Below are 15,649 nucleotides of genomic sequence, written 5' to 3'. Positions count from 1 at the left end.
TAGTCGGCGGTATTTGATCATCATTCATCCCAGCCCGCTCCATATTCATGAATGGGAAACTTCTTCCATATCAATGCCGCCTCAGTCTCCCCTACCTCGCTCAGATAACTGGACGCACTGCTAAAAGGCCACTCCGTCCACTTTCTCACATACCCGTGCTTCACAGGATTGTGGTGAACATAGTTCGTTGTCGCCCAAAAGTGAGCTTCGCTCTTCATCAGGGTTTCCGCACATCTGAACCACACCTGCCGACCCCGCCTATCGTCTTCACCATTCCACTTGTGGGCGGTTCTGCCATGCACTCTGCCAATCGATGCGAGCACCGCCCGGATATCGGCCGTCTGCACAAGCGCATGGTAGTGATTTGGAAGCACCACCCAGGCCATCACGGAATCGCAACACCCCTGCAATGCCTGAACCAACTCCGACTCGAATTCCTCCATCCTGTCAACGCTCGCCCCGATCCACGGCTGATGTTCGAAACACGCCCCAGTCAACATCCATTGTCCAGGTCCAAAACTTCTACGGTGAGCAGGGCCATGCTGCGGCAGCTTTAACTGCTGCCGCAGCCGCAGCGTCTCACCACGCTGCAGTTCACTCATGCTTCTCCAAGAGTACATCGCCATCCTCCCTACTCCACCACCACCTTCCCCGACGCCCCGCGTCCCTTCAAGCCGCGGTCATACATCGCCTCGGCGAAGACGGGAGGCACGGTGTAGGAGCCGGCAGCGACGGGCTTGATGCGGTAGGCAAAGGTCTTGACCGCGCCCTTGTCCAGGGAGCAGAAGAACACGTTGCGATCCTCGCGGACATCCACATACACGGCACCGGGGACGGTGCCCAGACCGGGGCGGAGGGCGTTGGGTTCCACCTCGAACCCGCCGGGCATGAGGTCCAGCACGGCGATGTTCTCCAGGTTGCCTTCGCTCACGTTGCGCACATGCACACGAACGACCGCGCCTTCTCCCACTTTCAGCTTCGTCACCGGGTTTCCGTCCTTGTCCACGAACTCCCGATAGACTTCCAGGCCGTCGGTGATCGCATTCTTGGCCTCACCGGCATCAAAGCCCTCCTCCACCACCTGATAGAAGGCTCCCAGATCCGACTTGCCCCCCTGGTCCAGCTGGAAGCGGATCGTTCCGGCATCCGGTGAGAAGGGCGTGGAGAGCAGCCCTGTCGAACCGGGAATGAGCATCTTCAAAGCACCGCCGCTGCGGGCCAGTTCAGCGATGGAGACCTGCACCTCTGCCTTCTGGGCGAGCTGTGAATAGGCCTTGAGCGCCAGGATGGTGCTGGCCGCGCTGATGGTGTTGAAGCGGCCTTTCACGATGGGATCCGTGATGACTGCGAGGTCATCATACCCGATTTCACCCGCGAGTTCCGGGAAGTGCCGGCAGACCAGGGCGAATACCAGGGCATTGTTCACCTGCGGATCATCATAGTACGGCCCCAGCCAGCGTGCCGAAGGTGCCTTGGCCTTGGCCAGCTTGCGGTACTGGGTGATGAGAGCGAGGCCCTCCTTGGGCTGCTTGAGCAGCGCATAGGTGGCGGCAAGGTAGGGAGCGGTGAGATCTCTGCCCCACTGATCCTTGTACTTGCTCTCCAGCGTGTCTCGCAGGTTCAGGACATAATTCGTCGTCACCTCCCCCTGGCGGGTCAGCAGATAAATGGCCGCCGCCTGGAGATAGGTCTCGTTCAGGCCGGAGGGTTTCCCCTTGGCCATCTGCAAGAGACGCCTCCTGGCACCGTCAAGCAGGTCTGCAGGCACGGCGAATCCGGCGTCCTTGGCCTCGGTCAGAAACTGGCTCACATAGATGGTGAGGAAGTCGAACCCGCCTGAGCAGGCATCACTCCAGTAGCCAAAGCCACCGTTGTTGTTCTGCCGGGCCTGAAGCAGGCCAAAGGCGCTGTCGAGCTGCTTCACCGATTCTGCCTTGTCGAAGCCAAAGTCGGCCTCGTTGGACACCAGCAGACGTGAGACCGCCTTGCTGGTGATCTGCTCTGAGCACCCATGCGGATAGCCGGAGAGATAGGCCTCCAGACCGCGGGCCAGCCCCATGGGCACAGCGCTGGCCGTGGCCTGATGCTTCTGGAACTGCGGGTACATGACACGCTCCACCGGTACATCCTGCTTGGCGAGGCGGAAGTAACCGCTCTGCACGTGCGTGAGGAACGGAGCCGCCGGGCGCACACTCAGGGTGGCACGGCGCTCCATGAGTTCCCCGCCGCCGCTGGCCTTGAAGACCAGCTCTGCGCCACCCAGATGGTTCTTCACCCGTACGCGGAACCTCGCGGTCCCCTCCGTGCCCACTGCCACCTCCAGGTCGCGGTCGGCACCGTCCACGATCTCCACGCGGTCATCGCCAGCGGCAGAGATCTTGATGGCAGGACCTGCTTGAGCCCCTTCCAGGTTGTTCGCCACGGTGAGGCTGGCGGTGAACTCGTCACCCGGTGCGGCAAAGACCGGCACATTCGGGCTGAGGACAAACGGACCACGCACCGTGCAGGCCGTTTCCGCCGTGCCCACGGCATCCGATGCCACGGCCACGGCCATGATCTTGAGGCGACCGGCAAAGTAATCCGGCACGGTATAGGAAACTTCCTTCCGCTCAGGACCGGCCTCCACCAGCCCGCTCCAGAAGACCACCGGCGGCTCTTTCTTCCGCTTGAAGGGGTTCAGGTGCATCTTGATCTTCGTGCCGTCATCACCGCCGAAGGCGCTGGACTGCGTGAGCAGGGAGAACTCCGGCAGGATGAGATCCATCAACTGGGAAGACTCCACCTCCAGGGAGCGCTTGCGCATGAAGTGCGGCAGCGGCTGGGGCAGCTTGTACCCGGTGATCTGGTGGATGCCTTCATCCACCGCGTACACCACCAGACGGCAGGGTTTGGATGCCTTGAAGCCGATCTTCAGTTCCTGGTTGGGCTTCACCAGAGCAGGTGCATCCAGCTCCACCGCCATCTTGCGCTGGTCCGTGTTCACCGCGAACGAATGCACGGCATAACTCAGCGGAGACATGAAGATTTCTTTCGAGTCCAGAGCACGCACGAACGAGACGTTCACATACGCATTCCCCTCTATGCCCTCTGGCACGGGGATGTGCTGGGTGCTTCCCGTGGTGGGGGATTTGAACCACTGCCAGCCCAGCACCTTTTCCCGCTCTACGGTGATCAGCCCGGCCCCGGTGTAGGGGGCATTCAGGCTGAGTTCGAGGGTTTCACCCGTGTTCCAGGAGCCCTTGGCCAGTTTGAGATCCAGTTCGGCATTGCGGTCGAGGCTGCGATTGCTCTCCCCCTTGCCCACCACGGTGAAGGGGCAGACACAGACTACCTGGTTGTCACCATCCAGCAACTCATAGCGGAACTCGCCAGGCTGCTGGGAAGGCAGGGCCACCGTCAGGCCATCGGCAGGCAGGCTGAAGTCCACCTCAGACACGGTCTTGTCACGCGCTGTGGATTCATACGCATAGCTGCCGTTGGGCTGCTTCGTCAGCACGGAGACATGCCGCACCTCCACGATGCGTTGTTTGAGCCCGGCCTGCGCCACCTGGGCCAGATTGGGCGCCAGGGAGATCAGGTGCAGGTTGCGCTGGCTGTCCTTCGAGATGTAGGACAGGTCACCATCTGGCTTGTAACCCACCACAAAGGGCTGGGGCGAGACCAGCATGGACTGGGCGGTGCGCACGCTGCGCCCCCCGTCCTTCTCAAACCCTTCGGCCAGGAAGTTCAGGAAGAAGCTGCCCTCTGCAAAGCGCTCCAGCGCGAGATTAAAGGTCGCCTCGCCGCGGGCATCCGTCACCTGCTCACCCAGGTCCACCGTCTTGGCGGCATCTGACCCCTCCTCCGCATCCTCTTCATTGAGGTTGCTCTTGGCCCAGGTGTGGAAGGTGTAGTCTGGGAACTTGTCGAAGGCGAACCACGCGGGATTGAGCTCCAGCCGCGCCTTGATGGTGCGGTCTGCGGCGGGGAAACCAAACAGGGACTGCAACGACAGGGAGGCCGTGACCTCGCGCGGTTGCACCCAGCCAGTGCCGACGTCCGAGTTGAAGTTCACCGCCAGCTTCATGCGATCAGGCTGGAAGTCCTCCAGACGGAACGTGGTGCGACCGAGGAGGATCTTGCGTTCCTCATCCTCACCCTGCATGAGATAGAGTCGGGCCTGGAAGGTGCCGGTGGGGTCGGCTTCATCCGTGGGGAGTTCCAGGTCAAAGAAGCCGTCTTCAGGCAGCGCCACTTCCTCTGAGCCGGTCTGGTTGCCCTTGGCATCGTAGAACAGCATCTTCACGGGAAGCCCACCCAACTCACCGCCCCAGTCCCGGCGACGCACCACGCCGCTGACGTGCACGGTGTCCCCCGGACGATAGACGCCCCGCTCTGTGAAGAGGAAGGCATCCAGCGCCTCATTCTGCGAGGCCTGCACCCCGCCCGTGTCGAACCGGGAGAAGTCCACCAGCCGGTCCGGACGGTTAAAGGGAATAAACGACACATCGTTCCCCAGGCGGGCAAGGATGGCCACGGGGGTCTTTTCACGCTTCAGGTGCTCCACTGCATCCGCATGCCAGTGGCCGTCGGCGGTGGTGGTGCCTTCACTGATGAACTCGCCATTCTTCGCCAGGATGATGATCTTTGCGCCTTCCACCGGTTCCCCCTTCTGGATGCTCTGCACGAAGACTTCACGAGAACCGTCCGCGTTGCGCTTCACCAGCAGGCCGAGATCGGTCACCAGGATGAAGCGGCGCGCGTGGCAGTCCTCCTCCACCCGCACCCAGGCCTCCTCAGGATCGCTCCCCTCCTCTTCGTCATCTGCTTCCTCCTTCTCGTCATCGGCACGCTGGCGCACCCCTTCCACATCCAGGAAGAAGAGACCACGGGAGGCATCGGGATCGGCCGGATCCGCAGCAGTCAGCGCCTCGGCAAAGTCAAAGGTCAGGTAGTTGGCCTGGTACTCATTGCGCATCGCCGTGGGTTTGATCTCGCGCTTGATGCGGGAGATGTTCTCCTCATCCACGTCCCCAGACCAGTAGGGGTCCTGGAAGTCGCCCTTGGCAAAGCGGGCCACGTGATTCACCTGACTGAAGGGAACGCGCGCCAGCGTGTAGCGCACATGGCCCACGCCGCGGGACTTGATGGAGATCTTGCGTTCTCCATTGAGCGCCAGGAGCCCGCCCTCACCCAGGATGTCCACCTCGTTCGGGAACTCAGGCACATCCGCCACGGCGGCGAAGTCTTTGCCCAACTTGAAGCCACCCAGGGCCTCCACGCCCTTTGTCACCCGCACATAGAGACGGCCCGCTTCTTCCACCAGGAGCTTGAAGGCATGCGAAGTGCTCAGGGGCTCGCCCTCCTCCACTTCCGTCTCCACGCGGGTGAGTTTCACCGGCTTGGCCAGCTTCAGCACCTCCGGCGTCACCTCACCGGTGCCCGGCCAGTTGTAGTCTTCCACCACCTTGCCGTCCTTGTCCGCAGGTTTGTCCTTGGGGAGCAGCCAGGCCTGGATGTGCTTCTCCATCTCCTCCCCGCGGGCATAGCCGCTCGCTTCGACAAACAGATACTGCTCGGGCTCGCCTTCATCCGTGCGAATGATGCGGGTGTCCGCGCTTTCCACGTTGAAGCCGCTGTAGATGTCCGGAACGCGCACGTTCGAGCCCACCGGCTTGCTGGTGCCCCCGCCTCCGTTGGTGGTCTTCAGCCCCGGTTCGAGGGTCAACTTGATGAAGTCCTCCTTCTCCGGGATGCTGATGCGGCTGGTGCGCACCCAGAACTGCCGCTGATGAGCGCCTTCCACCACGGTGAAGAGAGGGGCGGAAGCATCACGCTTGCCGAAGACGGGCGTCTTCCCGAGCATTTCCACCTTCAAGAGCTTCTCCAGATCCGTCCGCTCCACGGGATGGGTGAACTTCAACTCCATCACCGCCTGATGCAGGGTGGGGTCTTGGGGGTCTGTGTAGAACTCTGCCTTCACCACCGCAGGCTGCAAGGGCACGGTGGTGAATTTGAAGACGGACTCCTTGAGCTTTGCCTCCTTGGCAAAGGCGCTCGTGTCCAGCTTCACCTCATAGTCCACCCCGGCGGGCCAGTCGCGCCCAGGTTCAAAGATGAGGTGCTTGTCGTCCACCCATTTCCAGGTGCCGGGCAGGGGCGGGTCCAGTTCCATCCCCTTGGCCCCGGCTTTGCCGAGTTCATCCAGTTGTGCCAGGGACTGGTCAAAGTCCAGCCGCAGGGGTTGGGGTTGGGCCTTGCCCTTCACCACCGGCGTCACCGGCGGGGCGGTCAGCTTGCCGATGACCTCCCGCTGGACGGTGAGCACGGTGGGACGCGGCTTGTGAGCCTCCCACCAGTGGTAGCCATGCCAGCCGCCGATGCTCAGCAGACCGGCCGCGACGATGGTGCCCGCCCAGGTGCCAGGCCGTCGGGACATGCTCTCGAACGTGGCTTGGAATGCCGCAACCCCCCATGCCGGGGGACGGTATTTAAACTCTCCAAAGACCGCGCCGGGCAACTTCCCCCAATTGCGCGGCACGAAAATTCCTGACCAGCGGGACATATGGTTGTGCTTCGCACTGTGTTAAAGATTGTGACGCGGAATTACAAGACAGCGCGGAGAAAGAACTGTTGGGCGATATTTTTGAATCCACGCAGATTCTCCAAGACTGTTTGACTCCCCCCTTGAAAAGTCCTTTCCTGACCGGCGTTTCTTCCTTTCCCCGGATTTGAGCCGGGGCTGATTTTTTCCTCCTCCCTCCATGAAAGCACTGACCCTTGTCGCCCCCTCTACTTTCGAATTTGGTGATGCTCCCGCCCCCCAGCCCCAGCAGGGCGAGGTGCTGGTGGACATCAAGGCCTGCGGCATCTGCGGCAGTGATCTGCACGGCATGGACGGCCGCAGCGGCCGCCGCATCCCCCCCATCATCATGGGCCATGAGGCTGCCGGTGAAATCTCCGCCGTGGGTGAAGGCGTGACCGACTGGAAGGTGGGGGACCGCGTGACCTTCGACTCCACGGAGTACTGCGGACACTGCCCCGACTGCAAGGCGGGCAATGTGAACCTGTGCAAGAACCGCAAAGTCCTGGGGGTCTCCTGTGGCGACTACCGCCGCCACGGCTGCTTCGCCGACCAGGTGGCCCTGCCCCAGCACATCCTCTACCGCCTGCCAGACGGCCTCGCCTATGAGAAGGCCGCCTTCGCCGAGCCCGTGAGCATTGCCCTGCACGCGGTGAACCTGGCCCCCAAGCCGAATGCCCACTCCCCCGCCCTGACCACCCGTCAGGAGATGGCTGTGGTGGTGGGCGCAGGCCTCATCGGCCTGCTGGTGCTGCAGGCGCTAAAGGCTCGCGGCTGGAACAAGGTGTACGCCGTGGATCTGGACGACTCCCGTCTGGCTCTGGCCAAACAACTGGGCGCGGAAGACGCCTTTAACGCCAAAGAAGAAGGCCTGGCCGCCAAGCTGCGCGAACTGGGTGGCGGCGATGGCGTGGACGCCAGCTTCGAGGTGGTGGGTGCCGCCGCGCCGGTGGACCTCGCCATCCGCAGTGTGCGCAAGGGCGGCACGGTGGTGCTGGTGGGCAACCTCCAGCCAAATGTGCCCTTCCCGCTCCAGGAAGTGGTGACCCGCCAGATCACGCTGCGTGGCTCCTGCGCCTGCGCCGGGGAGTATCCCGAGGCGATCGAGCGCATCGAAGACGGCACCATCCAGGTACAGCCCCTTCTCAGCGTGGTGGCCCCGCTCAGCGAGGGCGGCGACTGGTTCCACAAGGGCGTGCAGCCGGGCAACGGCCTGCTCAAGGTGGTGCTGACGCCGGAAGGCTGATCGATCAGCTCGCCGTAGGCGGCTGGGAATGCGCGTGCGGGTTTGAGTGCAATCTTTGCACCTCCGCACGCAGCTCTTCCGTCAGTCTCTCACTCAACTCTGGCCGGCCGTGAAACGCCGCCGGGGTGTTTTGAAACAACGCGATCCTCCACACGCCAGACGGCAGGCGCACCGCCACCAGACTCTGGATGGCATTCAGCGCCGGATTGATGTCCGCCAGATCCCGCGGCACCATCCCCACCTCCGCACGCAGCAGCACGCCCTCCGGCCCCAGAGCACGGATCTCCCGGATCAGCCCCACAAACGCGGCGGTGGGATACCTGGCAAAGATGTCGCCCAGCTCTGCGGCGATCGCGGCCCGTCCATTCATCTGACTGCCGTCGAAGCCCACCACGCTGCCATCCCCGTGAAAAAGGGCCGCCATCCCGCTGGCGTCCCGGGCATTCCACGCTGCCAGCAGGTGGTGGTAAAGGTCTGTGATCTCCTTGTTCACGTCCCCATCAGCAGGTGCGGCAGGCATGCCATCATCCAAGCAAGATTGTCGGGAGAAGGCAAGAAGTCATGCGCCGACGATATAAGGCGCGCACCGCCCCGAACCCGAAGGGTTCACCATGAATAGCCATGCGGTGAAACGAGCGTAGCGAGTGAAACCCATGGGACAGGTGGGGCAGAAGCTCTACCGCGGAGCGGTAGGCCATCAGGGCGACCAAACGCCACATTCTAAGCTCCCCGCTCAGGGCCTACCGCTCCGCGGTAGTTCGGTGCAGACGACTTCCCACGGGTTGAGCTCGCTAGACTCGCCTAACCCGTGGCTATTCGTGGTGAACCCTCCGGGTTCGAAATCCTCACCGCGCCGCCGTGGTCACTTCCGGCTTGGCGGGCGTGGCAGGCCGCACCATCGCTCCCTGCAACAGGGAGTCGGGCGGGTTCAAGATCACACGGTCGGCCACGGTCACGCCGTCCAGGATCTCCACACTGGGTCCGAAGTCACGCCCCAGCTTGAGCGTGCGGAGTTGCACCTTGTTGTTGGCGTCGATGACGCCAGCCTGGATGCCCTCGGCACGGAAGAGAAGGGTGTTGGCAGGGAGCGTCAGCGTCACATTCTCCTGGGCATGTGCCAGGCGCACCCGGGCATAGCTGCCGGCGAGGATCTCGCCCTTGGAGTTGTCGATCTCCAGCTCGGTCAGCAGCGTGCGGGAGGCCGCATCGATCGCACCGGCGGTGCGCACGACTTTGGCCTCAAACGTGCGTCCCTGCGCCTCAGGGAGGGCGATCTCCGCAATCTGCCCCAGCTTCACGGCGCGAGACTGGCTCTGGGGAACACGGATGTACGCACGCAAGCGGTCCGTACGGGCAAGGCGAAAGAGCTCATGGCTGCTGCCCGCGCTCACGAGCTCCCCCACATCCACCTGGCGGGCGGTGATGGTGCCGGCAAAGGGCGCGGTGATCTTTGAGAAATCCACCAACTGCTCCAGCCTCTGCACGCGGGCGCGCTCGGCATTGACAGCGGCCGTTTTCAGCGTGAGGTCAGCGCGTTTTTCATCCACCTCCTGCGTGCTCACCAGGCGGGTTTCTGCCAGAGTCGCCCACCGCTTGGCGGTGGTCTCTGCCAGGGCACGAGCCGCCTCGGCCTGCTGCAGGGTCGCATGGGCCTCGGCCACTTCACGATCCAGCTCCGGCGTCTCCAGTTCCGCCAGCAGGTCGCCCGCCTTCACCACCGCGCCGAGGTCCACCGACCAGGCCCGCACATATCCGCTCGCACGGGCGTACACGGGTGTTTCGATGATCGGCTTAAGCTCGGCAGACAGGGTCAGACCTTCCGGCACCTTGCCTGGCCCGGGGTTGACCGTGTCAAACGTGGGCGTGGAGAGTTCCTGCGTCTCTGCGGCCACGAGCGCCTTCTGCTGCAAACGGGGAACCATGCCAAAGTACACCCCGGCACCTGCCAGGAGGATGGTGCCCAGGTAATAGAGACTCAGCCGGGGGCGTCTGCCGGGAGGCACGGAGAAGGGTTCAGGCGGACGGGTCACCGGAGCGCCGGGGGTGGCGGGAATGTCAGCGTTCATGTTCTGAAAAGGACGACGGGGGGTTTGATGAAAATACCTTACGAATGAAAGGGACTAGGAAACTGCGGACTTCATGGCTGCGGCGGGCAGGGCAGCGTCGTCCTCGTCCATGAGGAGCGGATCCAGCACGGTCACCTTAGGGCGATGCAGCAGGGAGAACACCGCCGGCACGAAGAAGAGGGTGGCCAGCGTGGCCAGGGTCAGACCACCGATCACCGCCCGGGCGAGCGGGGCGTTCTGTTCGCCCCCCTCACCCACGCCGAGACTCATGGGCACCATGCCGATGACCATGGCCAGGGCCGTCATGAGCACGGCACGGATGCGGGTGCTGCCGGCGTTGAAGGCCGCCTGCAGCGGGGTCGCCCCCTGCAACACGTTGTCCCGGGCAAAGCTCACAATGAGCACCGAGTTCGCGGTAGCAACACCCAGGCTCATGATGGCACCCATCAGCGCAGGCACGTTCAGCGTGGTCTGGGTGAGGAACAGGCCCCACACCACCCCGGCAATGGCGCCCACCAGCGCGGTGATGATGATGAAGGGGTCCACCCAGCTCTGGAAGTTCACCACCAGCAGCATGTAGATCAGAGCAATGGCCATGATCATGCCCAGGCCCAGTCCGTGGAAGCTGCTCCGCATGGTCTCTGCCTGGCCCCGCATCAGGATGTAGGTGCCCTTGGGCAGTTCATGCTGCATCTCATCCACCAGCTTCTGCACATCGCTCACCACGCCGCCCAGGTCCCGGCCGCTCACGCCGCCGAAGACGTCGATCACCGGCTGCACGTTGAAGTGCGAGATCACGCCCGGCCCCTGACCGCGCTTCAGGGTGGCCAGGTTGGACAGGAGCTGCCCGTCTCCTTCACCCGCCTGGCTGCGGCTTACCGGAATGGCCTCCAGATTCGCCAGGGAGTCCATCTCACGCTCCGGGGTACGAGCATTGATGAGGTACTGAATGCCATTGGTGGGGTTCAGCCAGTAGAGGGGCTGCACCTGGCCGCTGCCGCTCAGGCTCAGCAGCACAGAGTTGGCCACATCACGCTCGGTGAGGCCGATCTCGGCGGCCTTCTCGCGATCCACCTCCACGGTGAACTGGGGCTGGTCCGCAGGCTGCTGCACCCGCACATCCACCGCGCCGGGAATGGCGCGAATCTTGTCGGCCAGCCTCGCCGCCAGCGCCCGGTTGGCCGTCTGATTACGCCCGTAGATCTGCACGTCAAAGGGCGCCGGCAGACCGAAGTTCAGCGTCTGGCTCACGATGTCGGCCGGCAGGAAGTAGAAGGTGGTTCCGGGAAACTCCTTGTTCAGGCGCAGGCGCAGACGGCGCACATGCTCCTCTGTGGGCTGGTGGCCATGTTTCAGGGACACCAAAACGTCCGCATCCCCCGTGCCGTAGAGGCCGTTGTTGGAGTACGAAAGGCTGATGCCGGAGTTGGGAATCCCGATGTTGTCCAGGATGCCGGCAATCTCATGGGAGGGGATCTCCTTGCGGATGACCTGCTCCACCGCGTCCACCAGCCGGGCGGTTTCCTCGATCCGCGTCCCGCTGCGGGCACGGAGGTGGAGCTTCATCTGCCCGGCATCCACCTGCGGGAAGAAATCCTGTCCCAACTGCGGCACCAGGGCCAGGGACCCTGCGGCCATGGCCAGGAAAAGGATGACAAAGGCCACCCGCTGCTGCAGCACCGCCCCCAACAACCGCTGATAGCCGGCGTGGAAGCTGGCGAACGCACGCTCGAAGCCGCGCTGGAAAGCCACGAAAGGACGCGCCAGAAGGAACGGCTTCTTCCCGGGGGCACCCTGGCCCTGTCCGCCGTGAGCCGCATCTTCCGGGGCATGATGGGGCACGTTCTTGTAGAACCAGGCGATCAAGGTGGGCACCAGCGTACGGGAGATGAAGTAGCTGGCCATCATGGCGAACACCACCGCCTCTGCCAGCGGCACAAAGAGGTAACGCGCCACCCCCGTGAGGAAGAACATGGGCACGAACACGATGCAGATACAGAGGGTGGACACGAAGGCAGGGAGCGCAATTTCCTTGGACCCGTCCAGAATGGCCTGCACGAAGGGTTTCCCCATGCTCATGTGCCGGTGCACGTTCTCAATCTCCACCGTGGCATCGTCCACCAGGATGCCCACGGCCAGGGCCAGGCCGCCCAGCGTCATGAGGTTGATGGTCTCCCCCAGCGCACTCAGGATGGCAATGGAGGCCAATACCGACAGCGGGATGGAGACGGCAATGATAACGGTGCTGCGCCATGAGCCAAGGAAGAGGAGGATCATCAACGCTGTCAGCGCCGCCGCGATGATGCCCTCATGCACCACCCCATTCACCGCCGCCCGCACGAAGAGGGACTGGTCGGCAAACTCTTCCACCTTCAGATCGTCCGGGAGGCCCGCCAGCAGTCGCGGCAACTCGCCCTTCACACTGTCCACCACCTGGAGAGTGGAGGCCATGCCGCTCTTCATGATGGTGAGCAACACCCCGCGCACGCCGTCCTTGCGCACCACGTTCTGCTGCGGTTGATAACCATCGCGCACCTGCGCCACATCCCGCACATAGATGGTGGCCCCGTTCACCGTCTTCACCGGCAGGTTGTTGAGTTCATCCAGCACCCGCGGGCTGCTGTTCACCCCCACGTTGTATTCCGTCTCCTTGATCTTGGCCGTACCGGCCGGGAGAATGAGGTTCTGCGCATCCATGGCGTTCACCACATCCCGCGCTGTGAGGTTCTTGGACTTGAGCGCCGTGAGGTCCAGGTCCACGGAAACCACCCGCGTCTTGCCACCATAGGGCCAGGGGATCTGTGCCCCCTGCACACTGGCCAGAGCCACGCGCACCTGATTCTGCGCCGTGTCATAGATCTCCTGCTCGGACATCTTGTTGCTGGTAAAGGCATACTGCAGAATCGGCACCGTGGAGGCGTTGTACCGGATCACCAGCGGCGGCGTCTGGCCCGGCGGCATCTGTCTCAAGATGGTCTGCGCCACCGCTGTCAACTGGGCCACGCCCGCATCCACGGAGGCACCTGGGCGGAGGAACACTTTGATAATCCCCACCCCGTTATAGGAGTTCGACTCAATGTGCTCAATGTCATTGACCGTCGCGCTCAACGAGCGCTCGTGAATGTAGAGAATGCGCTGCTCCACCTCCTGCGGGCTCAATCCTGCATACTGCCAGATGATGGAGATCACCGGGATGTTGATCGACGGGAAGATGTCCGTAGGGGTCCTGAGAAGGATGACCGGCGTGGACAGGAGGAGCACCAATGCCAGAACGACAAAGGTATAAGGACGCCGAAGCGCAAGACGGACAATCCACATTAGGGGGGGTTCCTTTCAATAATTGCTGGGCGGGCAAATAAACGATTTGCACACATTTTCCCAATATAAGCTTGGTCCCGCACTGATAGGCCAAACGTATCAATGGCCATGGAACTGCGACATTTGCGTTACTTTACTGCGGTGGCAGACACTTTAAACTTTCACCGTGCAGCGGAGATTCTTCATGTCGCACAGCCCGCTTTGAGTTCGCAGATCAAATCTCTGGAGGAAGAACTCAACGTCCAGCTTTTCATTCGCAACACGCGATCCGTCAATCTCACCCACGCGGGAAGAGTCTTTCTTGAGGAAGCTCGCATCGTATTGTCTGCCGCCAATCAGGCGGAGAAACGGGCACGCCATGCGGACCAGGGGCTGGTGGGCACCTTGAGAGTAGGCATCATTGCGCCCACGGCGAATGCGTGGCTGGCCAAGATCCTTCGTTGTTTCCATCAGAAGTTCCCGGGCGTGCAGCTGTCCCTCTTTGACCTGACGAGCACGGAGCAACTGCATCGACTCCGCGCCGGGGAATTGGACGCCGGCTTGCTGCGGCCGCCGGTGGGTTTCGCGGAGCTGGACTCCATGCATGTGGAGGAATCCAGCCAGCTCCTGGCCATGCCCACCGGCCACCGCCTGTCACGCAAAGAGAAGCTGACCTGGGCTGACTTTGACGGCGAGGGGCTCGTGATGATGGACCCGCGGGTGCAGCACGGGTACTACGATTCATTCCTCGCCGAGTGCGCCAAAGTGGGTGCCACGCCACGAGCAGTACAGTATGCTCACGACATCCAGACCAAGATGTGGCTCATCTCCGCCGGCTTCGGCGTCGCCCCCACCACAGCGACCCTGGCCCAGGTCAAACGCCCCGGCCTCATCTTCCGCCCGCTGCCCAAAGGGCTGCCCAAGGTGCAAACCGTGCTGGTCTGGCGGAAGCAGGATGAGTCCCCGATCCTGGCGAACTTCCGGGGTTGTTTCAAAGAGCTGGCGGCGGAGTCGTGAGGGGGGGCGGTGGACAGGGTGGAGTGATGGAGTGATGGAGTGATGGAGTGATGGAGTGACGGAGTGGTGGAGTGACGGAGTGGTGGAGTGATGGAGAATGGAACTCCAGATCAAGGCCCCAGCGCTCCCACATCACCCAGCGCAGCCAGCACCTGATCCCGCGAAGCGGGATTTTGGAGTGCGCGCGGGAACCGCCGCTTGGGCACCCCTTGTGATTTCCTGTCACCCTTCGCTCTCCCGCAGCGCCGCCTCCCTTCGACGACGCTTTCTCGCCGCCTATCCTGCACAGGACTCCCGAAAGCGGCGATTCTCGCCGCACTCCTAAAGATGCTTCGCATCCAGGTGATGGTCATCTGTCACGTAAGATAAAGCGTATCAGCCTCCAGCGTCACGTGCGGCCCGCGGCGAAGCTCCCCCCGCTCCCACTCTAGCCGTCATCTCCGCCATGCCGAAGGCATCTCAGAGGGTAGCCAGGGGCCGGGCGAGTCTGACGAGCCCTGCCCCTGGTATCTTTGATATTTCATTGCACCCTGAAGGGGTGCCAGAAAGCGCGCGCAACCGGCAAACTATTTCACCGCTCCCGCCACCGCGGCCTGCAGCATCTCCGCGATCACCGCATCCACAGACTTCTTCTGTTTAGCGGCGTAGGCTTCCAGGGCCTCCATCTGTTTCAAGCTGAGCTTGGCCTTGGCGGTCACGGTCACCGCATCGGGAATGGTCTGCCAGCTCGCTTCTGCCTTGGCGAGATCGGCACTGCTGAGGCCGAAGCTCTTCAGCACCCCTTTGGCCATCATGAGATTGCCCAGGTAGTTCATGTGCACGCCGTCGGTGGTGACATTTACTTTGCCGCCGCCAGGGGCGTCTTTGGACTGTGCTTCGATCATGTCGGCATTGAGGTCTGCGACCGGCAGCTTGCGCTCCTTGGCCAGATCACGAAGGAATTCGTTGTAGGCCTTGGCCTTGGTGTTGTTGGCATCATCCAGCTTGGGGCCGATGAGGGTGGAAGTGAGGATGACCACCTGGATGCCGGCTTTTTGAGCGCGATCCACGATCTCCGTGATGTTCTTCTTGTAGGCATCCAGCTCCACACCACGAGGCCCATGCCAGACGTCATTGACGCCGCAGCTCAGGGTCATGACGTCCGGCGTCTTGCTGATCACATCCTTGTCCAGACGGGCCAGCATGTCGTTGGACTTGTGGCCGCTGATGCCCGCCGGGATGGCCACGATGTTGATGCCAGCGGCTTTGAGCCCGCTCTCAACCAGGCGCACATAGCCACCAGGATGGCTCGCTCCGCCCTGGGTGATGGAATCGCCAAGGAACGCGACCTTGGTGCCCGTTTTGACCAGAGGAGCATCTGCCGCCGTAAGGGAGGTGACAAAGGCGGACAAGGCGGCCAGCGCGATGGCGAGGCGGGAGAAGGACGGTTTTGACTTCATGGTAGAGAGATGAGTGAGGCTG

General features: G+C 62.6%; 8 protein-coding genes. 2 read left to right on the top strand and 6 right to left on the bottom strand.

What is annotated here, in order from left to right:
* Positions 1-20 precede the first annotated feature (20 nt).
* Both VSP_RS34230 and VSP_RS06795 read right to left on the bottom strand, forming a co-directional pair.
* Complete coding sequence (locus VSP_RS34230; RefSeq protein WP_198141337.1) at positions 21-602, bottom strand: hypothetical protein; 582 nt, start codon at positions 600-602, stop codon at positions 21-23.
* Positions 603-631: 29 nt separating this feature from the next.
* Complete coding sequence (locus VSP_RS06795; protein ID WP_198141336.1) at positions 632-6,418, bottom strand: alpha-2-macroglobulin family protein; 5,787 nt, start codon at positions 6,416-6,418, stop codon at positions 632-634.
* A 325-nt stretch (positions 6,419-6,743) separates the two neighbouring features.
* Here VSP_RS06795 and VSP_RS06790 point away from each other — a divergent pair, with 325 nt between their 5' ends.
* Positions 6,744-7,808, top strand: a complete 1,065-nt coding sequence (locus VSP_RS06790; protein ID WP_009959602.1) for a zinc-dependent alcohol dehydrogenase — start codon at positions 6,744-6,746, stop codon at positions 7,806-7,808.
* A 4-nt stretch (positions 7,809-7,812) separates the two neighbouring features.
* Here the strand turns inward: VSP_RS06790 and VSP_RS06785 are convergent, their stop codons facing one another.
* The 3 genes from VSP_RS06785 to VSP_RS06775 form a co-directional block, all read right to left on the bottom strand.
* On the bottom strand, positions 7,813-8,328 hold the full coding sequence (locus VSP_RS06785; protein WP_053332315.1) for an SgcJ/EcaC family oxidoreductase: 516 nt from the start codon (positions 8,326-8,328) through the stop codon (positions 7,813-7,815).
* Positions 8,329-8,653: 325 nt separating this feature from the next.
* The gene (locus VSP_RS34225) at positions 8,654-9,874 is read right to left on the bottom strand and encodes an efflux RND transporter periplasmic adaptor subunit (protein ID WP_009959600.1); all 1,221 of its coding nucleotides are present in this window, start codon (positions 9,872-9,874) and stop codon (positions 8,654-8,656) included.
* Between the two features lie 54 nt (positions 9,875-9,928).
* Positions 9,929-13,192, bottom strand: a complete 3,264-nt coding sequence (locus tag VSP_RS06775; protein ID WP_009959599.1) for an efflux RND transporter permease subunit — start codon at positions 13,190-13,192, stop codon at positions 9,929-9,931.
* Positions 13,193-13,300: 108 nt separating this feature from the next.
* On the opposite strand from VSP_RS06775, the gene VSP_RS06770 reads away from it, so the two are divergent.
* Positions 13,301-14,188 carry a LysR substrate-binding domain-containing protein gene (locus tag VSP_RS06770; protein ID WP_044134060.1) on the top strand — a complete coding sequence of 296 codons (888 nt, stop codon included), beginning with the start codon at positions 13,301-13,303 and terminating at the stop codon, positions 14,186-14,188.
* A gap of 566 nt (positions 14,189-14,754) precedes the next feature.
* On the opposite strand, the gene VSP_RS06765 is transcribed toward VSP_RS06770, so the two are convergent.
* A complete protein-coding gene (locus VSP_RS06765) occupies positions 14,755-15,627 on the bottom strand; it encodes an SGNH/GDSL hydrolase family protein (protein WP_009959597.1) in 873 nt (290 codons plus the stop codon).
* Positions 15,628-15,649 lie beyond the last annotated feature (22 nt).

Origin of the sequence: Verrucomicrobium spinosum DSM 4136 = JCM 18804 (assembly GCF_000172155.1) — a bacterium.
In the GTDB taxonomy this organism is placed as follows: domain Bacteria; phylum Verrucomicrobiota; class Verrucomicrobiia; order Verrucomicrobiales; family Verrucomicrobiaceae; genus Verrucomicrobium; species Verrucomicrobium spinosum.
Note: the sequence above shows the minus strand (reverse complement) of the source record. Positions and strands in the feature narration are given on the sequence as shown.